Below are 26,407 nucleotides of genomic sequence, written 5' to 3' on the forward strand. Positions count from 1 at the left end.
GATGGCGCGCCGCAGGCCTCATCGTTTGTGCCATGGCGCCGACGAGGGAAACTTTTATGGCCGACTATCTTGCAGACGTGAAGAAATACGACGCGGGCGCCGATGCCGCCGTGGTCGACAAGATCGTGAAGCATCTGGGCATCGCGCTTCGCAACCGCGATTCCTCGATGGTCGCCGCCAGCGACCAGAAGGAACTCGACCGCGTGCGCGACAGCTGGGGCATCAAGAAGCTCGGCGTCGAAGCTTCCGCAGCCGAAGCCGCAATCGCCAAGGCAGCCAAGGCGATGGCCGGCGACAATTCGAAAGGCCGCGTGACCTTCTACTATCTGGTCGCCAAGGAACTGGGCAAGCTCGGCTCGCTCTGAGCGGTGGGAAAACCGTGAGGCCGGGCTGCAAACCGGCGATCGGCTGCGCTCCGGTGCTCACGTACTTTATGTACGCTACGCTCCGCTCCGGTGCTCGCCGAGCGCTGTTTTCGCCTCGGCCTGACGGTTTTCAAAAAGCCTTTGGGCGCGAAAGTGTGCATCGCCCACAATTTTAGGTGGCGTTCGCTGGCGCCGGCGTGGTTCGGGTGCGGCTTGTCCTATATGAATGGCTGAACTTTCCGAATCGAAGAAAAGCCGATGCGCCAATATCTCGACCTCTTGCAGCACGTGCTCGACAACGGCACTGATCGTGGCGACCGTACCGGCACAGGCACGCGCTCGGTGTTCGGCTACCAGATGCGATTCGACCTGCGTCAGGGCTTTCCCGTCACCACGACCAAGAAACTGCATCTGAAGTCGATCATCCACGAATTGCTGTGGTTTCTGGCCGGCGACACCAACATCAAATATCTCAACGATCACGGCGTCAGCATCTGGGACGAATGGGCCGACGAGAATGGCGATCTCGGCCCGGTCTATGGCAAGCAATGGCGCTCCTGGCCGGCCATTGGGCCTGATGGGCGTGGTGGCACCATCGATCAGATCGCGAATCTTCTGAACGAGATAGGAAAGAATCCTAATTCGCGCCGGCTGATCGTTTCCGCCTGGAATCCGGCCGAAGTCGAGGCGATGGCGCTGCCGCCATGCCATTGCCTGTTCCAGTTCTATGCCTCGCAGGGGCGGCTGTCGTGCCAGCTCTACCAGCGCTCGGCGGATATTTTCCTCGGCGTGCCATTCAACATCGCGTCCTATGCGCTGTTGACGATGATGGTGGCGCAGGTGACGGGCTACGAGCCTGGCGATTTCATCCATACGCTGGGCGACGCGCATCTCTACGCCAATCATTTCGAGCAGGCGCGCGAGCAGCTTTCCCGCACGCCCAAGCCGTTGCCGACGCTGTGGATGAACCCGGAAGTGAAGGATCTTTTCGCCTTCCGCTTCGAGGATTTCCGGCTGGAAAATTACGTCGCCGACGCCAGCATCAAAGCGCCCATCGCGGTTTAGGGTCTACCCATTCCGATTGCATCGGAATGGGCTCTAAAATGCGTGTTTGCCTTAGTCGATCCTCACCATCACGTCCGACGCCTTGATGACCGCGTAAGCTTGCTTGCCGGTTTCAAGCTTGAGTTCGGCCACAGCCTCGTTGGTAATCGAGGCGGTGACGACAGCGCCACCACCAATGTCGATCCGGACATGCGAGGTGGTCGCGCCCTTGATGATCTCGATGATCTTTCCCTTGAGCGTGTTGCGCGCGCTGATCTTCATGCTGTGTCTCCCTGGATGGATTCCGCTTCGCTATGTTCAGAGGGGTTCATCGTATGACGCCTTTATGTCCATAGACAACGCTTTCGTACGAAAAGGCCTTTCCTTGTTATATTCATCTGGATATATCGATTGGTGAATTCGGGATCGACAATCGAGAATGCAGGGAGAGAATTCGATGCCGGCGAGCAAGAATTTCGGGTTGAAGGTTTTGGCAGCTGTAGGCGGGCTGGCCACGGTCATGTTGATGACAACACCTGCCGCGCAGGCCGACGACAAGCTGGTGGTATTCGCGGCCTCCAGCATGAAGGGCGCGCTGGACAAGGTGAACGAGGCTTGCGCCGCCGATGTCGGCGAGGCGGCGACGATCTCCTACGCGGCAAGTTCGGCGCTGGCCAAGCAGATCGAAAGCGGCGCGCCTGCCGATTTGTTCATTTCGGCCGATCTCGACTGGATGAAATACCTTTCCGACAAGAAGCTGACCAAGGCGGACACCGAGGTGAAGCTGCTCGGCAACGAGATCGTGCTGGTCGCGCCGAAGGACTCCACGGCCGAAGCCAAGATCGGCACGGGTTTTGATCTGGCCGGCCTGCTTGCTGGCGGCAAGCTTGCCATGGGCGACGTCAAGGCGGTGCCGGTCGGCAAATACGGCAAGGCAGCACTCGAAAAGCTGGGCATATGGGGGTCGGTCGAGGGCAGCGTGGCGCAGGCCGAGAACGTGCGCGCGGCGCTAAAACTCGTCGCGACCGGCGAAGCGCCGCTGGGCATCGTCTACCAGACCGATGCGGCGGTGGAGCCGGACGTGAAGATCGTCGGCACCTTCCCGGAGGATTCGCATCCGCCGATCGTCTATCCGATCGCGCAGACGGTGGACTCCACGGACAAGGATGCGCCGGCGTTCCTGAAGTGCCTGCAGTCTGCTAAGGCTGGCGAACTCTTCAAGGCGCAGGGCTTTACGGTTCTGACGCCGACCAACTGATCGGGCGACCGCGCGACGCATGAACTGGCTCACGGACCTTACGCCCGACGAATGGAACGCGGTCCGGCTGTCGATCAAGGTGTCGGTGGTGGCGATGGTCTTCAGCCTGCCACCGGGCATCGCCATCGCCTTCGTGCTTGCCCGCAAGAAGTTTTGGGGCAAGACGCTGGTTAACGGGCTGGTGCATCTGCCGCTGATCCTGCCGCCGGTGGTAACGGGTTATCTGCTGCTGCTGGCGTTCGGCCGGCGTGGGCCGGCCGGCGCGTTTCTGGCCGAGCATTTCGGCATTGTCTTTTCGTTTCGCTGGACGGGGGCCGCACTTGCCTGCGGGGTGATGGGCTTTCCGCTGATGGTGCGGGCGATCCGCCTGTCCATCGAGGCGGTCGACGGCAAGCTTGAGGCTGCCGCCGGCACGCTCGGCGCGCATCCGCTATGGGTGTTCACCACGATCACCCTGCCGCTGATCCTGCCCGGCATGATCGCAGGCGCGATCCTGTCCTTCGCCAAGGCGATGGGCGAGTTCGGGGCGACGATCACCTTCGTTTCGAACATTCCGGGCGAGACGCAGACGCTGCCCTCGGCCATCTACACCTTTACGCAGATGCCGGGCGGCGACGAGGGCGCGCTACGGCTGACGATCATCAGCATCGTCATTTCCATGGGCGCGCTGGTCGTGTCGGAGGCGCTGGCGCGGCGCGTCGGGCGGCGGATGGACATAGAATGACGGTTCTGGTCGACATCGCGCATCGGCTGGGCGAATTCGGTCTCGACGCGCGCTTCGCCAGTTCCGGACGGCTGACGGCGCTGTTCGGGCCATCGGGGTCGGGAAAATCGTCGCTGATCAGCGTGATCGCCGGGCTGACGCGGCCACGCAAGGGCCGCGTCGAGATCGAAGGCCGCGTCCTGGTGGACACGCAGGCCGGCATCTTCGTGCCAAAGCACAAGCGGCGCATCGGCATGGTTTTCCAGGAAGCGCTTTTGTTTCCGCATATGAGTGTGGCGCATAATCTGCGTTTCGGGCGCTGGTTCACACCGCCGGCGGAACGCTACGCCGACTTCGATTCGGTGGTGAACCTGCTTGGCATAGACACCTTGCTGGAACGACGGCCCGGAAAATTGTCCGGCGGCGAAAAGCAGCGCGTGGCGATCGGTCGGGCGCTGCTGGCCAGCCCGAAACTGCTGTTGATGGACGAGCCGCTGGCCTCGCTGGACGATGCGCGCAAGGCCGAAATCCTGCCCTATATCGAGCGGCTGCGCGACGAGACCAAAATCCCCATCGTCTATGTCAGCCATTCGGTTGCCGAGGTGGCGCGGTTGGCCAGCGATGTGGTGGTGCTGGCAAACGGCAAGGTTGTTGCCTCCGGCCCGACCGGCGAAATCATGCAGCGGCTGGACCTGCTGCCGGCGGAAGAGCGCGGCGAAGGCGGCGCGGTGCTCGAAACGACGGTGCTGCGCCACGACGAAGTTTTCGGCATGACGGTGCTGGCCTCCAGGGCCGGCGAGATTCGCGTGTCGCATCTCGAACTTCCGGTCGGTGCAGCGGTGCGGCTGCGCATCCGCGCCCGCGATGTGATGATCGCGACCGTGGAGCCGAAGGGGTTGAGCGCGCTCAACGTGCTGGCGGGCAAGATCGCGGCGATCGAAGCGGGCGAGGGGGCTGCGGTCGAGGTGCGGATCGATTGCAACGGCGTCGTCGTGATGGCGCGCATCACGCGGCAGTCGCGGCAGGCGCTGGAACTGGAGGTCGGCCGCGTCGTTTTCGCGGTGGTCAAGACGGTGAGTTTCGACACGGCAAACACCGCCATCGGCCCACGTGTCGAGGTGGACGGCTGACAGGGTCGTCATTTGGCGCTATGTCGTTTTGGAATAGCGCTGCTATGTGTTGCTGGCCGTGATTGCGGAAAGTGGAAAAAAGATGCCGTCGCTGAGCTTGCGGATAAATCTCGACCCGGACGGCCGCATCGGACCGGGCAAGATCGAACTGCTGGAGCAGATCGCGGCCTTCGGCTCGATCTCGGCTGCCGCGCGCGGCATGGAAATGTCCTACAAGCACGCCTGGGATCTGGTCGAGGACATGAACCGCGTGTTCGGCAAGCCGCTGGTGGCGGCGCAGACCGGCGGCCGCAAGGGCGGCGGCGCGCAATTGACGGCGGTCGGCCTCGCCGTAGTCAGCCGCTTCCGTGCTATCGAACGCGCGGCAACTGCGGCGGCAGCGGCGCATATGGACGCGCTGCAAGCGGAGATCGACGCGGGGTGAGGGAGTGCGTCCTTCGAGGCTCGCTGCGCTCGCACCTCAGGATGAGGACGGTCGGGGCTGCCGTTACGTTCCTTGTTATGGGATTGCGGTGGGCGTGTGAGACTTATGGGGGTGCGAGGTGTCCGTATGGGGCGATTTCAACCCGCCCGTCTTTGCTTTGCTTTCGCATTCCTTTCTAACAATGGGAACGTTGAGCGCCGACATCCCTCATCCTGAGGTGCGAGCGTAGCGAGCCTCGAAGGACGCACAGTTCCGCCTTCCGCAAAAGATGTATCCACGTCGCGCGGCAAATTTCCAACGGATTTGCTGTTTTTAGTCCGAGCCATGGATTCCCGACACTCTCCAGTCGCTTCGCTCCTTCACGAGGCCGGGAATGACGGATGGGTGGAGGGGCGCCAAATCTTCGACGCTGGTGATTTTGCGCTGAAGCCAAGAGAAATCCGTCATTCCCGACCTCGTGAGCGAGGAACGAGCGGAGAGTGTCGGGAATCCATGGCTCGAGGGTGACGAAACCGCGAGGGTGACGAAAGCCGGGCGGTCCGGAGCAAGGCAGCCGCTACTCCTCCGGCTCGCCGGCCTTTCGCAGCAGATACGTATCCATGATCCAGCCCTTTTTCCGGCGGGCGGCTTCGCGGGTTTTCACGATTTCCTCGCCGACATCGCCAACGTGGCCATGCACCAAAATCTCGTCCGGCGTGCCGAGATAGGCGCCCCAGTAGATAAAAAGATCCTTGTCGGTCAGCGTCTGGAACGCGCATTTGCCGTCGAGCATGACGACGACGCTGCCGGCATTTTGCGGCATGCCTTCCTCGGTCAAGCGGCGGCCGGTGGTGACGAGGATCGGATCGCCGATGCGGTTCAGCGCTATTTTGTGGCTGGCGGCGAGCGACTGGATGGCGGTGATGCCGGGCACTACTTCCAATTCGAAGGCGACATTGCCGCGCAGGCGGACACGCTCCAGAATGCGCAGCGCGCTGTCGTAGAGCGAGGGATCGCCCCATATCAGGAAAGCGCCGCAGCCGTTTTCTGGAAGTTCGTCGCGGATCAGGTTTTCATAGATGCCGGCGATGGCATCGTGCCAGTCGTCGACCGTCGCCCGGTAGGACGTCGATGGCTCGTCGCGCACCGGAACGTCGAACTCGACGCGGCGCGAATTCGGATTGGTGACGAAGCGGTCGCAGATATCGCGGCGCAGGCCGGCAAGGTCGTTCTTCTTCGCGCCCTTGTCGGGAATGAACAGCACATCGGCGCGGTTCAGGCCGTTGATTGCCTGGATCGTCATGTGTTCGGGATTGCCGGCCCCGATGCCGATGACGAGAAGCGTGCGCATGGCCGGTTTCCTGCCTGACCCGACAGGCGGTGTCCAGAGCGCTGTTGAACACAAGCGCCGGCAGGGCCAAGAGCCTTGAACGCCGCCTTGAAACCAGTACGGTCGCGCCGGGCATGTGCCCAGGATGATCAGCGTGCGAAAAAAGAGGCGGCAAGAGATGGATATCGCGATCTATGTCGCCATCGCCGAAAACGGCGTGATCGGGCGTGACGGCGGGCTGCCTTGGCGGCTTTCCAGCGACCTGAAGCGCTTCAAGGCCGATACGATGGGCAAACCCATCGTCATGGGTCGCAAGACGTGGGAGAGCTTTCCCAAAAAGCCGCTGCCGGGGCGGCAGAACATCGTCATCACGCGCGACAGTTCCTATTCAGCCGAAGGTGCCGCTATCGTGCATTCGCTGGCGGAGGCGTTGACGCTGGCCAAACGCCGTGAGGGCGAAATGGCCGGTGCGGAAGAAATCTGCGTTATCGGCGGCAGCGAAATTTTTGCGCTGACGCTGCCTTTGGCGGATCGGCTGCACGTCACCCATGTTCTGGCTTCGATCGATGGTGATGTGTATTTTCCGCCCATCGACCCGGTCAATTGGCGATTGGTGAGCGAGCGGGAGATTCCGGCCGGCGAAAAAGACAGCTTTGCCACGCGCTATGCCGTTTACGAGCGCCGGCAAGCGGGAAACTGACGCAAAGACAAAGGGTCGCGGCCTGTCCCGAGGGTTATCTTGCATCAAAAGCCGAATGCGGGCAGGCAATGCGTTGAAAGCACGCAATGGCGTGCCTATAGAGGGATGATAAGGATTTGCGCCGGCCCCGGCGCATGAGGGAATCCCAACGAGAGGACATTCATGCCCTGGAACGACAAGAGCGGTGGCGGCGGCCCATGGGGCAGCGGCAATAATGGCGGGCCATGGGGGCAGGGACCAAAGGGACCGACTGGTCCGCAAGGGTCGCCTCCTGACCTGGAAGATATCATCCGGCGCGGGCAGGATCGGCTCAAGGGCATGATACCCGGCGGCGGCGGCGGCTTCAGCCCCGCGATGTTCGGGCTGGTCGCCCTCATCCTGGTGGCACTGTGGGGTTTCAAGGCGATCTATACCGTGCAACCGGACGAAGTTGCCGTTGAATTGCGCTTTGGCGTGCCGAAGGCCGAACTCTCCCAGCCCGGCCTGCACTTCCATTGGTGGCCGATGGACAGGGTCGAGACCGCCAAGATTTCCGAGCAATTGGTCAATATCGGCGGCGGCACCGGCACCGGCAGCAGCGCCGGCAATTCCGGCCTGATGCTTTCCGGCGACCAGAATATCGTCAACGTGCAGTTCTCGGTGGCCTATCAGGTTTCCGATCCGAAGCAGTATCTGTTCGACGTTTCCGATCCTGACGGCATGCTGCGTCAGGTAGCCGAGAGCGCGATGCGCGAAGTGGTCGGCAGGCGTCCGGCACAGGATATTTTCCGCGACGACCGCGAAGGGATCGCGACCGGCGTGCGCGAGATCATCCAGAGGACGCTGGACGGCTACAAGGCCGGCCTGGACATCAATGCCGTGTCCATCGAGGACGCAGCGCCGCCGCGCGAAGTGGCGGATGCTTTCGACGAGGTTCAGCGCGCCGAGCAGGACGAGGACAAGTTCGTCGAGCAGGCCAACCAGTACTCCAACAAGCAGCTGGGTGCCGCGCGCGGCCAGGCAGCGCAAGTGCGCGAAGAAGCCGCCGCCTACAAGAACCGTGTCATGCAGGAAGCCGACGGCGAGGCCCAGCGCTTCATTTCCGTCTATGACGAATATGCCAAGGCCCCCGAAGTCACCCGCCAGCGTCTTTACTATGAGACCATGGAGAAGGTGCTGAAGGATTCCAGCAAGGTGCTTCTGGAGCAGAGCGGCGGGCAGGGGGTCGTTCCCTATCTGCCGTTACCCGCGCTTCAACCTGGCAAAACGCCGGCGCCTGCCGTCACGGAAGGAGCCCAGTAATGGCCAATCGTCTTCCCATCATCGCCGTTATCGGCGCGGTCATTCTGTTCCTGCTCTATTCGTCGATCTTCGTGGTCAATCAGCGCCAGCAGGCCATCGTCATGCGCTTCGGCGAGATCGTCCAGGTGGAATCGAAGCCCGGCATCTATTTCAAGGCGCCGTTCCCCTTCTTTGACGCCGACAATGTGCAACTGATCGAGAACCGCGTGCTGCGCTTCGATCTGGACAACATCCGCGTTCAGGTTTCAGGCGGCAAGTTCTATGAGGTCGATGCGTTCATCGCCTACCGGATTTCGGACCCTCGCATTTTCCGCTCCGCCGTTTCGGGTAGCGTCGAACTGGCCGAACAGCGGCTGCGCACGCGCCTCGATGCGGCCCTGCGCCGCGTCTACGGTTTGCGCGACTTCGAGGCGGCGCTTTCGGAAGAGCGCGCCATCATGATGCGCGAAGTGGAAGACCAATTGCGACCGGATGCCGCTTCGCTTGGCCTCGAGATCGTGGACGTGCGAATCCGCCGTACCGATCTGACGCAGGAGGTTTCGCAGCAGACCTACGACCGCATGAAGGCGGAACGTCTGGCCGAGGCCGAACGGCTGCGCGCGCGCGGTAACGAAGCGGCGCAGCGCATCCGCGCTCGCACGGACCGCGAGGTAGTGGAGATTGTCGCCGAAGCCCAGAAGGAATCGGAAATCCTTCGTGGTGAAGGCGATGCGCAGCGAAGCGCGACGTTCGCGTCGGCCTATCTGCGCGATCCGGAGTTCTTCAACTTCTATCGCTCGATGAACGCCTACAAGGAGGCGCTTGACGGTACCGGCACCTCGATGGTGCTGTCGCCCAATTCCGAGTTCTTCCGCTATTTCCGCGATCCGGGCGGCAAGGCGGGTGCGTTGGGCGCAGCTGCACCGCAGGCTGCTCCGGCGGCGCCGCCGGCAGCACCGTCCAGCACCGGCCAGTAAGGCGCGGTGCAGGATTTCTTGGCCGCCATCGGTCTGGTTCTCGTCGTCGAGGGCCTGATCTATGGCGGCTTTCCCGGCCTGGCCAAGAGGCTTGCCGGCGAAGTGCTTTCCATGCAGGAAAATGTGCTCCGGGTGGCCGGCCTTGCGGCGATCGCGATCGGTGTAGGGGTCGTGTGGATGGTGCGCGGCGGGTAAAGCCTTCGCCGCGCTCACAGGCCCGCATTGCCAGATAGAATCAGCTGGGCCGGATAGAATCAACCAGCCTGCCTAAGGGCCTGTTTCAGAATCGGTTCTTGCCGATGCCCGCTCAGTCCGTCTTGCGGTTCAGGAACGCATTTGCCGCATAAAGGCTGACGGCGGCGGCGTTCGAGACGTTCAGCGAACGAATCGGGCCGGGCATGTCGAGCCGGGCAAGCGTCGTCACCGTCTCGCGCGTCTTCTGGCGCAGGCCCTTGCCTTCCGCGCCCAGAACGAGCGCGATCTTGTCGCCCGACAGGCTGGTTTCCAGTTCCGCCGGCCCTTCCGAATCGAGGCCGACGGTGCGGAAGCCGGCCTCGTGCAGCTGGTCGAGCGCTTCGGCCAGGTTCTTCACCTCGATCTGGTCGATATGCTCGAGCGCGCCGGATGCCGACTTTGCCAAGACGCCGGATTCGTGGGGGCTGTGGCGCGCGGTGGTAATCAGCGCACCGGCGCCAAAGGCGACAGCGGAGCGCAGGATCGCGCCGACATTATGCGGATCGGTCACCTGGTCGAGCACCAGCACCAGCCTTGTCTCGCCAAGCGCGTCGAGACGCTTGGGCTTCAGCGGTTGGGCCTCGATCAGCACGCCCTGATGGACGGCGTCCGAACCGGTCAGCCTGTCGATATCACGCGGCTCGACCAGTTCCGTCTTGAAGGGCAGGGCGGCGAGGTCGGCGATTTCCAGCCGCTCCTGCGCGTTGCGTGTCACCAGCATCCGCCTTATGCGACGGCGCGGGTTGTCGAGGGCCGCGCGCACCGTATGCAGGCCGTAGAGCCGGACCAGCCCATCGGGTGCGATTTCGCCCGGCGGCACCGGCTGGCGCTGCCGGAAGGCAGGCGTGCCGCCAGCCTTTTCGTCGCGATAGGCGCGGCGCAGCTTGGCGTAATGGGTGTCCTTGGGGGTGCTGGATCGATCATCGTTGCTCATGTTCGTTTCTATAGCGGCGTCCGCGCCGGATGGATACGGCCATCGGGTCAGGCTCATCCAAGAAAATCGCCTGCGTTGCCCGGTTGTGGCGGTTGACAGTCTTGGTGCGTCCCGCCATAAGGCGCTGCGCGGAACGGCTGCCTGCAGTCGCGTTGCGCTGACGCCTCGCAGCAAGGCTCCGGTAGACAGTACGGAGGAGTGCCCGAGTGGTTAAAGGGGACGGACTGTAAATCCGTTAGCTCAGCTTACGTTGGTTCGAATCCAACCTCCTCCACCACTGTCGCACCAGGGCCTGCGCATGGCCCGAAAGGCGGAAACGCTTTTCGGTATTGGGCCATGCGCCGACCGGGACGGATCGCGGGTATAGCTCAGTGGTAGAGCAGCAGCCTTCCAAGCTGAATATGCGGGTTCGATTCCCGCTACCCGCTCCAATCTCTTGCTGACAGGTACCTCGGCTTGCCCGATTGATAGGGACGTACAGTTGCCGCAGCCGCGTCCTGCCGGTAAAAGCTCGGGTTCAACGTGGCGGCGAGCATTCTCTTGGCGGACACTTCACTCAACCCTGAAAATGTGAAAGCCGGCCGAAGCCGGGCTGTTAAATCGTTCCTGGCGGGCGATCGAACGCCGATGTGGTTTACCGTGGCGGCGCTGATGGCGGGTGCGGCGGGCACCTATTTCATTGCGCCGCAAGTGAATGCCCAGTTCGAGGCGCAGAAGATCAAGACGGATTTCGTCATTCGCAACTACAACGACCTGCGTACGAAGATGGAGGATTTTCAGGGCCTCTATACCGTTGTCGTGCAAAAGCAGGCGGCGGGGATGGAGGTCCAGCAAGACGTGTTCAAGCTTCAGGAGATCGTAGCGCGGGTCAGCGCCCAGAACCTGTCGCTGTTGCCCATGTTTACGGTTGCGAACGGTCCCAAAGCCTCTGCCGAATTGAACGGGGCGATGAATGGCATGCTTGGCGTGATATCTTCGCCAATGCGGGCAAGGACCTCACCACCGAGGAAGAGACCAAGGCCTATAACGAGCAAGTGATGAAGGCGACCCAGCAGATGGTGGCGCCCTTGCTTGAACTTTATGTCCGTATCGGCGAGGTCGGGCAGTTGGCGCCAACGGAAAAGGACACCGACCTTCAGGTAAGATAGCCCCTTGTCAGCCGGGTTGGCCCCTGCTTTTATTTTGGTTTCAGCACCCTATATAAGCGCCACACCCTAAAACCGGATCGGTGAAGAGCCGGATGACGCAGCATCCGGCCAAAAGGGCTTGTGTTTTTTGGCCTTTATCGCTAATCGCCCCCGATCAAAACCGCATCCTGCTTTCTTCGTCCAAGGAATGAGAAATGGCCAAGAGCAAATTCGAGCGTAACAAGCCACATGTGAACATTGGCACGATTGGTCACGTTGACCACGGCAAGACGTCGCTGACGGCAGCGATCACGAAGTATTTTGGCGACTTCAAGGCGTACGACCAGATCGACAACGCGCCGGAAGAGAAGGCCCGTGGCATCACGATCTCGACGTCGCACGTCGAGTACGAGACGCCTAACCGTCACTATGCCCACGTCGATTGCCCCGGCCACGCCGACTATGTGAAGAACATGATCACGGGTGCGGCGCAGATGGACGGCGCGATCCTGGTCGTTTCGGCCGCCGACGGCCCGATGCCGCAGACGCGCGAGCACATCCTGCTTGCCCGCCAGGTTGGCGTTCCGGCGCTGGTGGTGTTCTTGAACAAGGTCGACCTGGTCGACGATGCGGAATTGCTGGAACTGGTCGAACTTGAGGTTCGCGAGCTTCTGTCGAAGTACGAGTTCCCCGGCGACGACACGCCGATCATCAAGGGTTCGGCGGTTGTCGCGCTCAATGACGGCGACAAGGCACTCGGCGAAGACGCGGTTCGCGCGCTGATGGCGGCGGTGGACGAGTACATCCCGACGCCTGAGCGTCCGATCGACAAGCCGTTCCTGCTGCCGATCGAGGACGTGTTCTCGATCTCGGGTCGCGGCACGGTGGTGACGGGTCGCGTCGAGCGCGGCATCGTCAAGGTTGGCGAGGAAGTCGAGATCGTCGGCATCCGCGACACCTCGAAGACGACGGTTACCGGCGTTGAAATGTTCCGCAAGCTGCTCGACCAGGGCCAGGCCGGCGACAACATCGGCGCGCTGATCCGCGGCGTCGACCGTGAAGGCGTTGAGCGCGGCCAGGTTCTGGCCAAGCCGGGTTCGGTGAAGCCGCACAAGAAGTTCGTGGCGGAAGCCTACATCCTGACCAAGGAAGAGGGGGGCCGTCATACGCCATTCTTCACCAACTACCGTCCGCAGTTCTATTTCCGCACGACGGACGTGACCGGTATCGTGTCGCTGCCGGAAGGCACCGAGATGGTGATGCCGGGCGACAACATCACGGTCGATGTGGAACTGATCGTGCCGATCGCCATGGAAGAGAAGCTGCGCTTCGCTATCCGTGAAGGCGGCCGTACGGTTGGTGCAGGCATTGTTGCTTCCATCAAGGAATAAGCCGGCAGCTTCTGTCAGCATGACTTCGAAAGGGGCGGCCTTCGGGCTGCCCCTTTTTCGTTAGGCTGCTATTCTTTGAGCGCTTCACGGCCAGCTGGAAACATTCTGCCGGGCCGGTTCGAGCCAAATCCTTCGGTCTTCGTCTCGACCGCACCCCAGTGCGGCCATCGACAAAGCCCTCGACCTTGTCTCGAACCATCGCCGGCAGAATGTTTCCATCTAACCACGAAACGCTCAGACGTCGAGGAGAGCGGCATGACGATCCTGCGCTGGCGCGAAGAAATAGGGCCGGGCATCCAGCATATCTTTTTGCGCCCGCTGGGCGGTGGCCTTGTCGCGGACGGGTTTGCCATCGGCTCCGATCCGTTCGCCGCCCGTTTTCGCATCGGGATCGACCGAGCATGGCAGGCGAGGCGCGTCGAGGTGACACTGGCCGGCGGCGAGACGCTGCTTCTGGAAAGCAACGGCCGGGCGCGCTGGAGTGTCGGCGGCCGGCCGGCGCCCGAACTCGACGGCGCGCTGGAGCCGGATATTTCGATCACGCCATTCACCAACACGTTTCCGGTCAGGCGGCTGGGGCTCGCCCGAGGCGAAAGCGCGGAAATCCGCACCGCCTATGTCGACGTGCCGAGCCTTGCCATATCTGTCGATCCGCAGCGCTATACCTGCCTGGAGGAAGGACGGCTTTATCGCTACGAATCGCTGGATAGCGATTTCCGTCGCGAAGTGTCTTTCGGACCAGACGGCTTTGTTGCGACCTATCCCGGGCTTTTTCGCCGGCTTGCATAGGTACAGGGCCAAATCACGGGTGGATGGGCTCATCGCGTCTTTACAGATGGCGCGGAAGCTTTTAGGAAGCGCCTGCCATGCGCATGACGCGTGGCGGTTACGGGCATAGCTCAGTTGGTAGAGCGGCGGTCTCCAAAACCGCAGGTCGTAGGTTCGAACCCTGCTGCCCGTGCCAGTTCACCGGACGGTGAAATGGTTGATTGCAGATAGTTTCAGGCCGATGCGTTGAAAATCGGCCGGTGCCTTGCCATATTGGGTAGAACAAGGCATAACAGCAGCATAGCCGGGACGGGACGACTGGATGGTTCCGATGCGGTGTTTGGGCATTAAGCCGGTGCTTTCCACTTGCGTGGATGGAGAATCGGTTTTATGTAGACGATAACAGACACGCGACGCGTGGAGCTGAGAAATCGGCTTTACGCGTCCGATTTGCATGGCGGCATGGTTGCATCGGTTGATGCGAACGAGGCGTCAAGCGGCGGAACCAGCAGGCGAAACGGCTTTTCGCGCTATACCGGTGTGGGCAAATTGGAACGGCATATCCCGGCCAGCGGGATCATCCAGGAGATTCGGTCAACGAATCTTGAAGACAGAGCGGCATATGGCGTCGAAGACCAATAATCCTTTCGTATTTCTCCAGCAGGTTCGCGCGGAAACCGCCAAGGTGACTTGGCCGTCGCGGCGCGAAACCGTGATCTCGACGTTGATGGTTCTGGCCTTCGCCGTCCTTGCCATGGTGTTTTTCTTTAGCGCCGACATGATCATGGGCTTCGCTGTCGGGAAGATCCTTGGCATTGGGCAATAAGTCCGGCGATTACGGAGACATCTTGAAATGACCGCGCGCTGGTACATCGTCCACGCCTATTCGAACTTTGAAAAAAAGGTCGCTGAGGACATTTTGAAGAAGGCCGAGCAGAAGGGCCTGAGCGCGCGCGTCGAGCAGGTCGTCGTGCCGACCGAGAAGGTGGTCGAGATTCGCCGTGGCAAGAAGGTCGATGCCGAGCGCAAATTCTTCCCCGGTTATGTGCTGATGAAGGCGGATCTGAACGATGCGATCATCAGCATGGTCAAGAATATCCCGCGCGTGACGGGTTTTCTCGGCGAGGACAAGCATACGTCCAAGCCGATGCATATCACCGACAAGGAAGCCGACCGCATCCTGCACCAGGTGCAGGAGGGCGTCGAGCGGCCGAAGCCGTCGGTTACCTTCGAGATCGGCGAGGCAATCCGCGTTTCGGATGGTCCGTTCGCTTCGTTCAACGGCTTCGTCCAGGAAGTGGACGAGGAGCGTGCGCGGCTCAAGGTGGAAGTTTCGATCTTCGGGCGCGCCGTGCCGGTCGATCTGGAATTCGGACAGGTCGAAAAGGGCTGATCCGAAATCCTTCGCCGCAAGGCGAGGGGGTGCGCAGACGATCGCGCAACCGGGCATGGAGCCGCAAACCACCAGGTTTCGTCGGTTCGGTGCCCAAGAAGAGGGTGGGAGGCGAGTGTGGCTTTAGCCGGCCATGCGAACCGCACCACCGAACTGCAACCGCCGGCATTCCCGATCAACGGGCCGGCATGACAGAAAGCAGGAAGAGAGATGGCTAAGAAAATTGCAGGCCAGCTCAAGCTGCAGGTTTCCGCGGGATCGGCGACGCCGTCGCCCCCGATCGGACCGGCACTTGGTCAGCGTGGCATCAACATCATGGAGTTCTGCAAGGCGTTCAACGCGCAGACCCAGGAACTGGAAAAGGGTTCGCCCATTCCGGTCGTCATTACCTACTATCAGGACAAGTCGTTCACCTTCGTCATGAAGACGCCGCCGGTGGCCTTTTTCCTGAAGAAGGCAGCCAATCTGAAGTCGGGCTCGAAGGAGCCGGGCAAGGTCAGCGTCGGCACGATTTCCCGCGACAAGGTGCGCGAGATCGCGACTGCCAAGCTGAAGGATTTGAACGCAAACGACGTCGAGTCGGCCATGCGCATGGTCGAGGGCTCCGCCCGTTCGATGGGCCTGGAAGTGGTGGGCTGAGATCATGGCAAAGATTGCAAAGCGTGTAGCCAAGACCCGCGAAGGCGTCGACCCCAACAAGGCCTATGCCTTGGGTGATGCCCTGAAGCTGCTCAAGGATCGTTCGACGGTGAAGTTCGATGAGACGATCGAAGTCGCGATGAACCTCGGCGTCGATCCGCGCCATGCCGACCAGATGGTCCGCGGCGTGGTCAATTTGCCGAACGGCACCGGCCGTACCGTGCGCGTCGCGGTTTTCGCCCGTGGCGACAAGGCTGATGAAGCCCGTGCGGCCGGCGCGGACATCGTCGGTGCGGAAGAACTGGTGGAAATCGTCCAGAAAGGCACGATCGATTTCGATCGCTGCATCGCCACGCCGGACATGATGCCGCTCGTTGGTCGTCTGGGCAAGGTGCTCGGGCCCCGCGGCATGATGCCGAACCCCAAGGTCGGCACGGTGACCACCGATGTCACCGCCGCTGTTGCGGCGTCCAAGGGTGGCGCTGTCGAGTTCCGCGTTGAAAAGGCCGGCATCATCCATGCCGGCGTCGGCAAGCTGTCGTTCGACGTCAAGGCGCTGGAAGAAAACATCCGCGCCTTCACCGATGCGGTGACGAAGGCGAAGCCGACCGGCGCCAAGGGCATCTACGTCAAGAAGGTGTCCGTCACCTCGACGATGGGCCCCGGCCTGAAGCTGGACGTGGCGAGCCTTGCCGAGTCCTGAGATGAATTGTTCGGATCGGCGCACAAAGCGCTGATCCGCTGAAGAATTCCGGGCCCCACTGTTTGGGGTCTGGAACGTCGGAAGTCGAAAGACTTTCGGCATCCTGTCCGAGATTGTGGGCGGTCCGAACCATCTGGACCTTAATTCATGCGGGCCTGCATGAGACGGGTGAAGACCGGACAAAGGAGCTTTTGGCTCCGATGAAAGGTTCGAACCGTGTTTGCCTTTTGTCTGCGCACCGTTCTTCGGGGCGGTGTGGCGAAAGGGGGCAGGATCCTCGAGCGTCGTTCGGGAGATCTGGACTTTCTGGATAGCCCGACCGGCAAAAGGTAACCCGACGCCTGCCCTTTTACGAGGACGGGGGTCAACTGGAGATAGGCAGTGGACAGAGCGGAAAAACGCGAACTCGTCACGAGCCTGAACGACGCTTTCAAAGGCGCTGGTTCAGTCGTCGTGGCCCACTACGCCGGTATCACCGTCGCGCAAATGAACGACCTTCGGTCGAAAATGCGCGCTGCCGGTGGCACCGTCAAAGTCGCGAAGAACCGGCTAGCCAAGATCGCTCTTCAGGGCACGGAATCCGACAGCATCATCGATCTGTTCACAGGACAGACGCTGATTGCCTATTCGGAAGATCCGGTTACGGCGCCGAAGATCGCGTCCGATTTCGCCAAGACGAATGACAAGCTTGTCATTCTCGGTGGCGCGATGGGCTCGACCTCGCTCAACGCCGACGGTGTGAAGGCTCTGGCCGCACTCCCGTCGCTCGACGAGTTGCGCGCAAGGCTGGTTGGCATGATCGCCACGCCGGCAACCCGGATCGCCCAGGTCGTCAATGCGCCAGCGGCTTCGGTCGCGCGCGTCATCGGCGCCTATGCCCGGAAGAACGAGGCGGCATGAGGCCGTTCCTCACCATCATAAACACACGTTCGAACCTTACGAAGGAATACAAACATGGCTGATCTCGCAAAGATCGTAGACGAACTGTCGGCGCTGACCGTCCTTGAGGCGGCTGAGTTGTCGAAGCTTCTGGAAGAAAAGTGGGGCGTTTCCGCCGCTGCTCCGGTGGCTGTTGCTGCTGCCGGTGGTGCCGCTGCCGCCGCTCCGGCTGAAGAGCAGACCGAATTCGACGTCATGCTCGTCGAAGCCGGCGCTCAGAAGATCAACGTCATCAAGGAAGTCCGCGCCATCACCGGTCTTGGCCTCAAGGAAGCCAAGGATCTGGTCGAAGCGGCTCCTAAGGCGGTCAAGGAAGGCGTCAACAAGGCTGACGGCGACAAGATCAAGGCCCAGCTCGAAGCAGCCGGCGCCAAGGTCGAACTGAAGTAATCAGTGGTGTTGGTGGGCGGCTTTTCGCCGCCCACCGTCCCCGCAGCGGGGATATTTGTCGGAAACCTCTTTCCCGAGGGCCGTTCGCGGCTTTCCGGAAACGGGTTTTCTCCCGTTCTGGACAGGCTGCGGCGCAAGCGGCAGCGAGGCAAGGCAACCGCGGCGAGGTTGCCCCGAGAAGGTAGCTAAGGAGCGACGATGGCCCAGACACAGACTTTCAATGGCCGCAGACGCGTCAGGAAATTCTTCGGGAAAATTCCGGAAGTGGCGGAAATGCCGAACCTCATCGAGGTTCAGAAGGCGTCCTATGACCAGTTCCTGATGGTGGACGAGCCGGAAGGCGGGCGTGGCGACGAGGGCTTGCAGGCCGTCTTCAAGTCGGTCTTCCCGATCCAGGATTTCTCCGGCTCCTCCATGCTGGAGTTCGTGAAATACGAGTTCGAGGCTCCCAAGTTCGACGTTGACGAATGCCGTCAGCGCGACCTGACCTATGCAGCACCCCTCAAGGTGACGCTGCGCCTGATCGTGTTCGATATCGACGAGGATACCGGCGCGAAGTCCATCAAGGACATCAAGGAACAGGACGTTTACATGGGCGACATGCCGCTCATGACCTTGAACGGTACCTTCATCGTCAACGGCACCGAGCGCGTCATTGTTTCGCAGATGCATCGTTCGCCGGGCGTCTTCTTCGACCACGACAAGGGCAAGTCGCACTCGTCGGGCAAGCTTCTGTTTGCTGCGCGCGTCATTCCCTATCGCGGTTCGTGGCTCGACATCGAGTTTGATTCCAAGGACGTCGTGCATGCCCGCATCGACCGCCGCCGCAAGATTCCAGCGACGTCGCTGCTGATGGCGCTCGGCATGGATTCGGAAGAAATCCTGTCCACCTTCTACACCAAGATCACCTACAAGCGCGCCAAGGACCATTGGCGCATTCCGTTCAACGTCGAGCGTTTCCGTGGCCTCAAGGCTGTCGGCGACCTGGTCGATGCCGATACGGGCGAAGTCGTGGTCGAGGCCGGCAAGAAGATCACCGCGCGTCAGGCCAAGCAGCTTGGCGAAAAGGGTCTCAAGGCGATCAAGGCGACCGACGAGGATCTGATCGGCAACTATCTGGCCGAGGATATCGTCAACTACGGAACCGGCGAGATTTTCCTCGAGGCCGGCGACGAGATCGACGAGAAGACGTTGAAGGTGCTGCTGGAGACCGGCGAAAAGGAAATCCAGATCCTCGACATCGACCACGTCAATGTCGGCGCCTATATCCGCAACACGCTTGCCGTCGACAAAAACGAGAGCCGTCAGGACGCGCTGTTCGATATCTACCGCGTCATGCGCCCCGGCGAGCCGCCGACCATGGACACCGCCGAGGCGATGTTCAATTCGCTGTTCTTCGATAGCGAGCGCTACGATTTGTCGGCCGTCGGCCGCGTCAAGATGAACATGCGTCTCGAACTCGACGCCGAGGACACCGTGCGCGTGCTGCGCAAGGAAGACATTCTTGCCGTGGTCAAGACGCTGGTCGAATTGCGCGACGGCAAGGGCGAGATCGACGACATCGACAATCTCGGCAACCGCCGCGTGCGTTCTGTCGGCGAGCTGATGGAAAACCAGTACCGCGTCGGCCTGCTTCGCATGGAGCGCGCGATCAAGGAACGCATGTCCTCGATCGAAATCGACACGGTGATGCCGCAGGACCTGATCAACGCCAAGCCGGCGGCTGCCGCCGTGCGCGAGTTCTTCGGCTCCTCGCAGCTGTCGCAGTTCATGGACCAGACCAACCCGCTGTCGGAAATCACCCACAAGCGTCGTCTTTCGGCGCTTGGACCCGGTGGTCTGACCCGCGAGCGCGCCGGCTTCGAGGTGCGCGACGTGCACCCGACGCATTACGGCCGCATCTGTCCGATCGAGACGCCGGAAGGCCCGAATATCGGCCTGATCAACTCGCTTGCGACCTTTGCCCGCGTCAACAAATACGGCTTCATCGAAAGCCCGTATCGCAAGATCGTGGACGGCAAGCTGACCAACGATGTGGTTTATCTCTCCGCTATGGAGGAAGCAAAACACCACGTCGCGCAGGCCAACGCCGAACTCGACAAGGACGGTCATTTCGTCGACGAATTCGTCATTTGCCGCAGCGCGGGTGAAGTGATGATGGCGCCGCGCGAAAACGTCGACCTGATGGACGTTTCGCCGAAACAGATGGTGTCGGTCGCAGCAGCGCTGATCCCGTTCCTGGAAAACGACGACGCCAACCGCGCTCTCATGGGCTCGAACATGCAGCGTCAGGCCGTGCCGCTGGTACGCGCCGAAGCGCCGTTTGTCGGGACCGGCATGGAGCCGATCGTCGCCCGTGACTCCGGTGCTGCCATCGGCGCGCGTCGCGGCGGTATCGTCGACCAGGTGGACGCGACGCGTATCGTTATCCGCGCGACGGAAGACCTCGATCCCGGCAAGTCCGGCGTCGATATCTACCGGCTGATGAAGTTCCAGCGCTCCAACCAGTCGACCTGCATCAACCAGCGTCCGCTGGTTCGCATGGGCGACCTCGTCAACAAGGGCGACATCATCGCCGACGGTCCGTCGACCGAACTTGGCGACCTGGCGCTCGGCCGCAACGTGCTCGTCGCGTTCATGCCGTGGAACGGCTACAACTACGAGGACTCCATCCTTCTGTCCGAGAAGATCGTGTCGGATGACGTCTTCACCTCGATCCACATCGAGGAGTTCGAGGTCATGGCGCGCGATACCAAGCTTGGGCCGGAGGAAATCACGCGCGATATTCCGAACGTCTCGGAAGAAGCGCTGAAGAACCTCGACGAGGCCGGCATCGTCTATATCGGCGCGGAAGTGCAGCCGGGCGACATCCTGGTCGGCAAGATCACGCCGAAGGGCGAAAGCCCGATGACGCCGGAGGAGAAGCTCCTGCGCGCCATCTTTGGCGAAAAGGCTTCCGATGTGCGTGACACCTCCATGCGCATGCCGCCCGGGACCTACGGCACCATCGTCGAGGTGCGCGTCTTCAATCGCCACGGTGTGGAGAAGGACGAGCGCGCCATGGCGATCGAGCGCGAGGAGATCGAACGTCTCGCCAAGGACCGCGACGACGAGCAGGCCATCCTCGACCGTAACGTCTATGCGCGCCTTTCCGACGTGTTGATCGGCAAGGAAGCGATTGCCGGGCCGAAGGGCTTCAAGAAGGGATCGACGCTCGCCAAGGATACGCTGGACGACTATCCGCGTTCGCAGTGGTGGCAGTTTGCGGTGGCGGATGAAAAGCTCCAGAGCGAACTCGAGGCTTTGCGTGGCCAGTACGACGATTCCAAGAAGGCGCTCGAGCAGCGCTTCATGGACAAGGTCGAGAAGGTCCAGCGTGGCGACGAGATGCCCCCCGGGGTCATGAAGATGGTCAAGGTCTTCGTGGCAGTGAAGCGCAAGATGCAGCCCGGCGACAAGATGGCCGGACGGCATGGCAACAAGGGTGTCGTGTCGCGGATCCTGCCTGTCGAGGACATGCCGTTCCTTGAGGACGGCACGCATGCCGATATCGTGCTCAATCCGTTGGGCGTGCCGTCGCGCATGAATGTCGGCCAGATCCTGGAGACGCATCTGGGCTGGGCATGTTCGGGCATGGGCAAGAAGATCGGTGATCTGATCGACGCGTATAAAACGGCGGGCGATATCAAGCCGCTGCGTAATACGCTCGAGAGCTTCATGCCGGACAACGACCGCAACGAGCCGGTCCGCGAGTACGACGACGAGTCCATCGTTCGCCTTGGCGAGCAGATGCGGCGCGGCGTTTCCATCGCGACCCCGGTGTTCGACGGTGCCCACGAAGCCGATATCAACATCATGCTGGAACAGGCCGGTCTTCATACCAGCGGCCAGTCGCAGCTCTACGACGGACGCACAGGCGAGCCGTTCGACCGCAAGGTGACGATGGGCTACATCTATATGCTCAAGCTTCACCATCTCGTGGACGACAAGATCCACGCGCGTTCGATCGGTCCGTACTCGCTCGTTACCCAGCAGCCGCTGGGTGGCAAGGCGCAGTTCGGTGGCCAGCGCTTCGGCGAGATGGAGGTCTGGGCGCTCGAAGCCTATGGCGCCGCCTACACGCTGCAGGAAATGCTGACAGTGAAGTCGGACGACGTGGCGGGCCGTACCAAGGTCTACGAGGCGATCGTCAGAGGCGACGATACGTTCGAGGCAGGCATTCCGGAGAGCTTCAACGTTCTCGTCAAGGAAATGCGCTCTCTCGGCCTCAATGTGGAGCTTGAGAACACCAAGCTCGACGACAACCCGGTTCGGCTGCCCGACGCGGCCGAATAAGGAAACAAGGCGCATCGCGGGAGAGGCTTCCGCGATGCGCCGGACTGTTTTGCGGCTGCCGGAAGGCAGTTGATTTCCGTGATGCCAGGGCCACATGCGGCGGTGCTGGACCGGGTCACGAAATGGGCAATCTGGCCCGCTATTGTTCGAAAAAGGGGTTCTCCCAACCCCTAAAAGGAGAACGGCATGAACCAAGAGGTCATGAATCTCTTCAATCCCCAGGCGCCTGCGCAGGTGTTCGATTCCATTCGGATTTCGCTGGCCAGCCCTGAGAAGATTCTTTCCTGGTCCTTCGGCGAGATCAAGAAGCCGGAGACGATCAATTATCGTACCTTCAAGCCGGAACGCGACGGTCTTTTCTGCGCGCGCATCTTCGGGCCGATCAAGGACTACGAGTGCCTATGCGGCAAGTACAAGCGCATGAAGTACAAGGGCGTCATCTGCGAGAAGTGTGGCGTCGAAGTCACGCTGTCGCGCGTCCGGCGCGAGCGCATGGGCCATATCGAACTGGCCGCGCCCGTCGCCCACATCTGGTTCCTGAAGTCGCTGCCTTCGCGCATCGGCACGCTGCTCGACATGACGCTCAAGGATATCGAGCGCGTTCTCTACTTCGAGAACTACATCGTCACCGAGCCCGGCCTGACGGCGCTTAAGGAAAACCAGCTTCTTTCCGAAGAAGAGTACATGATCGCCGTCGACGAGTATGGCGAGGATAGTTTTACCGCCATGATCGGCGCGGAAGCCATTCATGACCTTCTGGCCGGCATGGACCTGGAGCGGATCGCTGGCGACCTGCGTTCGGAACTGGCGACCACCACGTCGGAACTGAAGCAGAAGAAGTTCCTCAAGCGGCTCAAGGTCGTCGAAAACTTCATGGAATCCGGCAATCGCCCGGAATGGATGATCATGAAGGTCGTGCCGGTCATTCCGCCGGACCTGCGTCCGCTGGTTCCGCTGGATGGCGGCCGTTTCGCGACGTCCGACCTGAACGATCTCTATCGCCGCGTCATCAACCGCAATAACCGCCTGAAGCGCCTGATCGAGCTTCGCGCGCCCGGCATCATCGTGCGCAATGAAAAGCGCATGCTGCAGGAAGCCGTCGATGCGTTGTTCGACAATGGTCGTCGCGGCCGCGTCATCACCGGCGCCAACAAGCGTCCGCTGAAGTCGCTGTCCGACATGCTCAAGGGCAAGCAGGGCCGGTTCCGCCAGAACCTGCTCGGCAAGCGCGTCGACTATTCCGGCCGTTCGGTCATCGTGACCGGCCCGGAGCTGAAGCTGCATCAGTGCGGCCTGCCGAAGAAGATGGCGCTCGAACTGTTCAAGCCGTTCATCTACGCCCGTCTCGACGCCAAGGGTTACTCCTCGACCGTCAAGCAGGCCAAGAAGCTGGTCGAAAAAGAGCGTCCGGAAGTTTGGGATATCCTCGACGAGGTCATCCGCGAGCATCCGGTGCTGCTGAACCGCGCGCCGACGCTGCACCGCCTCGGCATCCAGGCATTCGAGCCGATCCTGATCGAAGGCAAGGCGATCCAGCTTCACCCGCTGGTCTGCACGGCCTTCAACGCCGACTTCGACGGCGATCAGATGGCGGTCCACGTGCCGCTGTCGCTGGAAGCGCAGCTTGAAGCCCGCGTGCTGATGATGTCGACCAACAACATCCTGCATCCCGCTTCCGGCGCGCCGATCATCGTGCCTTCGCAGGACATGGTGCTTGGCCTGTACTATCTGTCGATCGTCAACCAGAACGAGCCGGGCGAGGGGATGGCGTTTGCCGATATGGGCGAACTCCAGCACGCGCTCGAAACCAAGGCGGTGACGCTGCACTCCAAGATCAAGGGCCGTTTCCGCTCGGTGGACGCCGAAGGCAACGTCACGTCGAAGATCCACGAGACGACACCCGGCCGCATGATCATCGGCGAATTGCTGCCGAAGAACGTCAACGTGCCTTACGACACGGCCAACCAGGAGATGACCAAGAAGAACATCTCCAAGATGATCGACACCGTCTACCGCCATTGCGGTCAGAAGGAGACGGTCATTTTCTGCGACCGCATCATGGCGCTCGGTTTCGCCCATGCCTGCCGCGCCGGCATTTCGTTCGGCAAGGACGACATGGTGATCCCGGACACCAAGGTGAAGCTGGTTACCGATACGGAGACGCTCGCCAAGGAATACGAGCAGCAGTACAATGACGGCCTGATCACCCAGGGCGAGAAGTACAACAAGGTCGTCGACGCCTGGGCCAAGTGCTCGGAAAAGGTCGCCGACGAAATGATGGCCGGCATCAAGGCGGTCAAGTTCGAGGATAACGGCCGTCAAAGGCAGATGAACTCGATCTACATGATGTCGCACTCCGGTGCGCGTGGCTCGCCCACGCAGATGCGCCAGCTTGCCGGCATGCGCGGCCTGATGGCCAAGCCGTCGGGCGAGATCATCGAGACGCCGATCATCTCGAACTTCAAGGAAGGCCTGACCGTGCTCGAGTACTTCAACTCGACCCACGGCGCCCGCAAGGGTCTGGCCGACACCGCCTTGAAGACGGCGAACTCGGGCTATCTGACGCGTCGTCTTGTCGACGTGGCGCAGGACTGCATCGTCAATTCGGTCGACTGCGGCACCGACAAGGGCCTCACCATGCAGCCGATCGTCGATGCCGGCCAGGTGGTCGCTTCGGTCGGCCAGCGGGTTCTGGGCCGCACGTCGCTCGACGACATCAACCATCCGGTGTCGGGCGAGCTTCTGGTCAAGGCCGGAACGCTGATGGACGAGCGCGACGTGGAGAAGATCGAGACGGCGGGCGTGCAGTCGGTGCGTATCCGCTCGGCGCTGACCTGCGAGGTCAGGATCGGCGTTTGCGCGGTCTGCTACGGACGCGACCTTGCCCGCGGCACCCCGGTCAACCAGGGTGAAGCGGTCGGCGTCATCGCGGCGCAGTCGATCGGCGAGCCGGGAACGCAGCTCACCATGCGTACCTTCCACATGGGCGGCACGGCGCAGGTCGTGGACAGCTCGTTCCTGGAAGCCTCCTATGAGGGCAAGGTCGAGATTCGCAACCGCAACGTGGTGCGCAACTCGGACGGCCAGCAGATGGTCATGGGCCGTAACATGGCGGTTCTGATCTTCGACGAGGCCGGCAAGGAACGCGCCTCGCACCGCCTGACCTATGGTTCGCGCATCTTCGTGGACGATGGCGACAAGGTGAAGCGCGGCCAGCGTCTGGCCGAGTGGGACCCGTACACACGCCCGATCCTCACCGAAATCGAGGGCTTGGTGCAGTTCGAGGATCTGGTCGACGGCATTTCCGTGCAGGAAACGGCCGACGAATCCACCGGCATCACCAAGCGCGAGGTTATCGACTGGCGTTCGACGCCACGCGGTGCGGACCTCAAGCCGGCGATGATCGTGCTGGACTCCAAGGGCAAGGTCGGCAAGCTGTCGAAGGGCGGCGACGCGCGCTTCCTGCTCTCGGTCGAGGCCATTCTCTCGGTCGAGCCGGGCGCGATGGTGCGGCCGGGCGACGTTCTGGCCCGTATCCCGATGGAAAGCGCCAAGACCAAGGACATCACCGGCGGTCTGCCGCGTGTTGCCGAATTGTTCGAGGCTCGCCGTCCGAAGGATCACGCCATCATCGCCGAGATCGACGGCACGATCCGCTTCGGGCGCGACTACAAGAACAAGCGCCGCATCATCATCGAGCCCCATGACTCGACGATGGAGCCTGTCGAGTACCTGATCCCGAAGGGCAAGCCGTTCCATCTCCAGGACGGCGACGTCATCGAGAAGGGCGACTACATCCTCGACGGCAACCCCGCGCCGCACGACATTCTGGCCATCAAGGGCGTGGAGGCGCTTGCGTCTTACCTCGTCAATGAAATCCAGGAAGTCTATCGTCTGCAGGGCGTGCAGATCAACGACAAGCACATCGAGGTGATCGTGCGCCAGATGCTGCAGAAGGTGGAAATCACCGTGCAGGGCGACTCGACCTACATCCCGGGCGACCATGTCGACGTGATCGAACTGGACGAGATCAACGATCGCCTGCTCGAGGAGGGCAAGAAGCCCGCCGAAGGCATGCCTGTGCTGCTCGGCATCACCAAGGCTTCGCTGCAGACGCCGTCCTTCATCTCGGCCGCCTCCTTCCAGGAGACGACAAGGGTGCTGACGGAAGCAGCAGTTGCCGGCAAGACCGACATGCTGCAGGGTCTGAAGGAAAACGTCATCGTCGGTCGGCTTATCCCGGCCGGTACGGGCGGCCAGATGAGCGCTATCCGTCGCATCGCCACGTCGCGCGACGAACTCATCATCGACGAGCGCCGCAAGGCGTCGGGCGTTGAAACCGCCGAGCCGATGCTGACCGAAATGATTACCGCCGCGCAGTAAG

Annotated in this window: 24 protein-coding genes and 3 tRNA genes; 24 read left to right on the forward strand and 3 right to left on the reverse strand. The window is 61.6% G+C overall.

The features are described 5' to 3' along the window. The first annotated feature begins 56 nt into the window (after positions 1–56). Positions 57–365 carry a DUF2853 family protein gene (locus ACX3P1_RS10600; protein WP_459079542.1) on the forward strand — a complete coding sequence of 103 codons (309 nt, stop codon included), beginning with the start codon at positions 57–59 and terminating at the stop codon, positions 363–365. Between the two features lie 258 nt (positions 366–623). Then, positions 624–1,430: a thymidylate synthase gene (locus tag ACX3P1_RS10605; protein WP_459079543.1), complete on the forward strand. Its 807-nt coding sequence runs from the start codon at positions 624–626 to the stop codon at positions 1,428–1,430. 51 nt (positions 1,431–1,481) lie between these two features. On the opposite strand, the gene ACX3P1_RS10610 is transcribed toward ACX3P1_RS10605, so the two are convergent. Continuing rightward, entirely contained in the window at positions 1,482–1,691 is a 210-nt protein-coding gene (locus tag ACX3P1_RS10610) for a TOBE domain-containing protein (protein ID WP_459079544.1), read from the reverse strand. A 175-nt stretch (positions 1,692–1,866) separates the two neighbouring features. Between ACX3P1_RS10610 and modA the strand changes: the two genes are divergently transcribed. The 4 genes from modA (at position 1,867) to ACX3P1_RS10630 (ending at position 4,924) form a co-directional block, all read left to right on the forward strand. Continuing rightward, positions 1,867–2,667, forward strand: coding sequence for a molybdate ABC transporter substrate-binding protein (modA, locus tag ACX3P1_RS10615; protein ID WP_459079545.1), 801 nt, complete (start codon positions 1,867–1,869; stop codon positions 2,665–2,667). Positions 2,668–2,686: 19 nt separating this feature from the next. Next, positions 2,687–3,391 (forward strand): molybdate ABC transporter permease subunit, encoded by a 705-nt coding sequence (gene modB / locus ACX3P1_RS10620; RefSeq protein WP_459079546.1) that lies wholly within the window; start codon positions 2,687–2,689, stop codon positions 3,389–3,391. Beyond that, a complete protein-coding gene (gene modC, locus ACX3P1_RS10625) occupies positions 3,388–4,500 on the forward strand; it encodes a molybdenum ABC transporter ATP-binding protein (RefSeq protein WP_459079547.1) in 1,113 nt (370 codons plus the stop codon). The genes modB and modC overlap by 4 nt, the downstream gene beginning before the upstream one ends. Before the next feature lie 82 nt (positions 4,501–4,582). After that, a complete protein-coding gene (locus ACX3P1_RS10630; protein WP_459079548.1) occupies positions 4,583–4,924 on the forward strand; it encodes a winged helix-turn-helix domain-containing protein in 342 nt (113 codons plus the stop codon). Positions 4,925–5,480: 556 nt separating this feature from the next. Here the strand turns inward: ACX3P1_RS10630 and cobF are convergent. Beyond that, positions 5,481–6,254: a precorrin-6A synthase (deacetylating) gene (gene cobF / locus ACX3P1_RS10635; protein WP_459079549.1), complete on the reverse strand. Its 774-nt coding sequence runs from the start codon at positions 6,252–6,254 to the stop codon at positions 5,481–5,483. Positions 6,255–6,411: 157 nt separating this feature from the next. On the opposite strand from cobF, the gene ACX3P1_RS10640 reads away from it, so the two are divergent. From ACX3P1_RS10640 to ACX3P1_RS10655, 4 genes are all read left to right on the forward strand, one after another. After that, entirely contained in the window at positions 6,412–6,933 is a 522-nt protein-coding gene (locus tag ACX3P1_RS10640) for a dihydrofolate reductase (RefSeq protein ID WP_459079550.1), read from the forward strand. A gap of 162 nt (positions 6,934–7,095) precedes the next feature. Continuing rightward, positions 7,096–8,214, forward strand: coding sequence for an FtsH protease activity modulator HflK (hflK, locus tag ACX3P1_RS10645; protein WP_459079551.1), 1,119 nt, complete (start codon positions 7,096–7,098; stop codon positions 8,212–8,214). Beyond that, the gene (gene hflC / locus ACX3P1_RS10650; protein WP_459079552.1) at positions 8,214–9,170 is read left to right on the forward strand and encodes a protease modulator HflC; all 957 of its coding nucleotides are present in this window, start codon (positions 8,214–8,216) and stop codon (positions 9,168–9,170) included. Before hflK ends, hflC begins: the two co-directional genes overlap by 1 nt. 6 nt (positions 9,171–9,176) lie before the next feature. After that, the gene (locus tag ACX3P1_RS10655; protein ID WP_459079553.1) at positions 9,177–9,365 is read left to right on the forward strand and encodes a DUF2065 domain-containing protein; all 189 of its coding nucleotides are present in this window, start codon (positions 9,177–9,179) and stop codon (positions 9,363–9,365) included. Positions 9,366–9,477: 112 nt separating this feature from the next. On the opposite strand, the gene ACX3P1_RS10660 is transcribed toward ACX3P1_RS10655, so the two are convergent. Beyond that, positions 9,478–10,338, reverse strand: coding sequence for a TrmH family RNA methyltransferase (locus ACX3P1_RS10660; protein WP_459079554.1), 861 nt, complete (start codon positions 10,336–10,338; stop codon positions 9,478–9,480). Positions 10,339–10,530: 192 nt separating this feature from the next. Between ACX3P1_RS10660 and ACX3P1_RS10665 the strand changes: the two genes are divergently transcribed. The 14 genes from ACX3P1_RS10665 (at position 10,531) to rpoC (ending at position 26,406) form a co-directional block, all read left to right on the forward strand. Further along, positions 10,531–10,615: transfer RNA gene (locus ACX3P1_RS10665), tRNA-Tyr, on the forward strand. 80 nt (positions 10,616–10,695) lie between these two features. Continuing rightward, a tRNA-Gly gene (locus tag ACX3P1_RS10670) sits at positions 10,696–10,769 on the forward strand. A gap of 91 nt (positions 10,770–10,860) precedes the next feature. Continuing rightward, a complete protein-coding gene (locus ACX3P1_RS10675; protein ID WP_459079555.1) occupies positions 10,861–11,376 on the forward strand; it encodes a hypothetical protein in 516 nt (171 codons plus the stop codon). 304 nt (positions 11,377–11,680) lie between these two features. Next, positions 11,681–12,856: an elongation factor Tu gene (gene tuf, locus ACX3P1_RS10680; RefSeq protein ID WP_459079556.1), complete on the forward strand. Its 1,176-nt coding sequence runs from the start codon at positions 11,681–11,683 to the stop codon at positions 12,854–12,856. Between the two features lie 255 nt (positions 12,857–13,111). After that, positions 13,112–13,645, forward strand: coding sequence for a putative glycolipid-binding domain-containing protein (locus ACX3P1_RS10685; RefSeq protein WP_459079557.1), 534 nt, complete (start codon positions 13,112–13,114; stop codon positions 13,643–13,645). A 99-nt stretch (positions 13,646–13,744) separates the two neighbouring features. After that, positions 13,745–13,820 (forward strand) — tRNA-Trp (locus ACX3P1_RS10690). Between the two features lie 426 nt (positions 13,821–14,246). Beyond that, positions 14,247–14,450 (forward strand): preprotein translocase subunit SecE, encoded by a 204-nt coding sequence (gene secE, locus ACX3P1_RS10695; protein ID WP_459079558.1) that lies wholly within the window; start codon positions 14,247–14,249, stop codon positions 14,448–14,450. Between the two features lie 27 nt (positions 14,451–14,477). Next, positions 14,478–15,017 carry a transcription termination/antitermination protein NusG gene (gene nusG, locus ACX3P1_RS10700; RefSeq protein WP_459079559.1) on the forward strand — a complete coding sequence of 180 codons (540 nt, stop codon included), beginning with the start codon at positions 14,478–14,480 and terminating at the stop codon, positions 15,015–15,017. Between the two features lie 210 nt (positions 15,018–15,227). After that, a complete protein-coding gene (rplK, locus tag ACX3P1_RS10705; protein WP_459079560.1) occupies positions 15,228–15,656 on the forward strand; it encodes a 50S ribosomal protein L11 in 429 nt (142 codons plus the stop codon). Between the two features lie 4 nt (positions 15,657–15,660). After that, complete coding sequence (rplA, locus tag ACX3P1_RS10710; protein ID WP_459079561.1) at positions 15,661–16,359, forward strand: 50S ribosomal protein L1; 699 nt, start codon at positions 15,661–15,663, stop codon at positions 16,357–16,359. A 381-nt stretch (positions 16,360–16,740) separates the two neighbouring features. Then, positions 16,741–17,259, forward strand: coding sequence for a 50S ribosomal protein L10 (gene rplJ, locus ACX3P1_RS10715; protein ID WP_459079562.1), 519 nt, complete (start codon positions 16,741–16,743; stop codon positions 17,257–17,259). Between the two features lie 54 nt (positions 17,260–17,313). Beyond that, positions 17,314–17,688, forward strand: a complete 375-nt coding sequence (gene rplL / locus ACX3P1_RS10720; RefSeq protein ID WP_459079563.1) for a 50S ribosomal protein L7/L12 — start codon at positions 17,314–17,316, stop codon at positions 17,686–17,688. Between the two features lie 198 nt (positions 17,689–17,886). After that, the gene (rpoB, locus tag ACX3P1_RS10725) at positions 17,887–22,023 is read left to right on the forward strand and encodes a DNA-directed RNA polymerase subunit beta (RefSeq protein WP_459079564.1); all 4,137 of its coding nucleotides are present in this window, start codon (positions 17,887–17,889) and stop codon (positions 22,021–22,023) included. 186 nt (positions 22,024–22,209) lie between these two features. Beyond that, positions 22,210–26,406, forward strand: a complete 4,197-nt coding sequence (gene rpoC / locus ACX3P1_RS10730; RefSeq protein WP_459079565.1) for a DNA-directed RNA polymerase subunit beta' — start codon at positions 22,210–22,212, stop codon at positions 26,404–26,406. Position 26,407: the final 1 nt, after the last annotated feature.

The organism is Mesorhizobium sp. A623 (assembly GCF_054489405.1).

Bases quoted from the DNA above. Each gene is read 5' to 3' on its own strand.
- ACX3P1_RS10600 (WP_459079542.1), top strand. From the start codon at position 57: ATGGCCGACTATCTTGCAGACGTGAAGAAATACGACGCGGGCGCCGAT.
- ACX3P1_RS10605 (WP_459079543.1), top strand. From the start codon at position 624: ATGCGCCAATATCTCGACCTCTTGCAGCACGTGCTCGACAACGGCACT.
- ACX3P1_RS10610 (WP_459079544.1), bottom strand. From the start codon at position 1,691: ATGAAGATCAGCGCGCGCAACACGCTCAAGGGAAAGATCATCGAGATC.
- modA (WP_459079545.1), top strand. From the start codon at position 1,867: ATGCCGGCGAGCAAGAATTTCGGGTTGAAGGTTTTGGCAGCTGTAGGC.
- modB (WP_459079546.1), top strand. From the start codon at position 2,687: ATGAACTGGCTCACGGACCTTACGCCCGACGAATGGAACGCGGTCCGG.
- modC (WP_459079547.1), top strand. From the start codon at position 3,388: ATGACGGTTCTGGTCGACATCGCGCATCGGCTGGGCGAATTCGGTCTC.
- ACX3P1_RS10630 (WP_459079548.1), top strand. From the start codon at position 4,583: ATGCCGTCGCTGAGCTTGCGGATAAATCTCGACCCGGACGGCCGCATC.
- cobF (WP_459079549.1), bottom strand. From the start codon at position 6,254: ATGCGCACGCTTCTCGTCATCGGCATCGGGGCCGGCAATCCCGAACAC.
- ACX3P1_RS10640 (WP_459079550.1), top strand. From the start codon at position 6,412: ATGGATATCGCGATCTATGTCGCCATCGCCGAAAACGGCGTGATCGGG.
- hflK (WP_459079551.1), top strand. From the start codon at position 7,096: ATGCCCTGGAACGACAAGAGCGGTGGCGGCGGCCCATGGGGCAGCGGC.
- hflC (WP_459079552.1), top strand. From the start codon at position 8,214: ATGGCCAATCGTCTTCCCATCATCGCCGTTATCGGCGCGGTCATTCTG.
- ACX3P1_RS10660 (WP_459079554.1), bottom strand. From the start codon at position 10,338: ATGAGCAACGATGATCGATCCAGCACCCCCAAGGACACCCATTACGCC.
- tuf (WP_459079556.1), top strand. From the start codon at position 11,681: ATGGCCAAGAGCAAATTCGAGCGTAACAAGCCACATGTGAACATTGGC.
- ACX3P1_RS10685 (WP_459079557.1), top strand. From the start codon at position 13,112: ATGACGATCCTGCGCTGGCGCGAAGAAATAGGGCCGGGCATCCAGCAT.
- secE (WP_459079558.1), top strand. From the start codon at position 14,247: ATGGCGTCGAAGACCAATAATCCTTTCGTATTTCTCCAGCAGGTTCGC.
- nusG (WP_459079559.1), top strand. From the start codon at position 14,478: ATGACCGCGCGCTGGTACATCGTCCACGCCTATTCGAACTTTGAAAAA.
- rplK (WP_459079560.1), top strand. From the start codon at position 15,228: ATGGCTAAGAAAATTGCAGGCCAGCTCAAGCTGCAGGTTTCCGCGGGA.
- rplA (WP_459079561.1), top strand. From the start codon at position 15,661: ATGGCAAAGATTGCAAAGCGTGTAGCCAAGACCCGCGAAGGCGTCGAC.
- rplL (WP_459079563.1), top strand. From the start codon at position 17,314: ATGGCTGATCTCGCAAAGATCGTAGACGAACTGTCGGCGCTGACCGTC.
- rpoB (WP_459079564.1), top strand. From the start codon at position 17,887: ATGGCCCAGACACAGACTTTCAATGGCCGCAGACGCGTCAGGAAATTC.
- rpoC (WP_459079565.1), top strand. From the start codon at position 22,210: ATGAACCAAGAGGTCATGAATCTCTTCAATCCCCAGGCGCCTGCGCAG.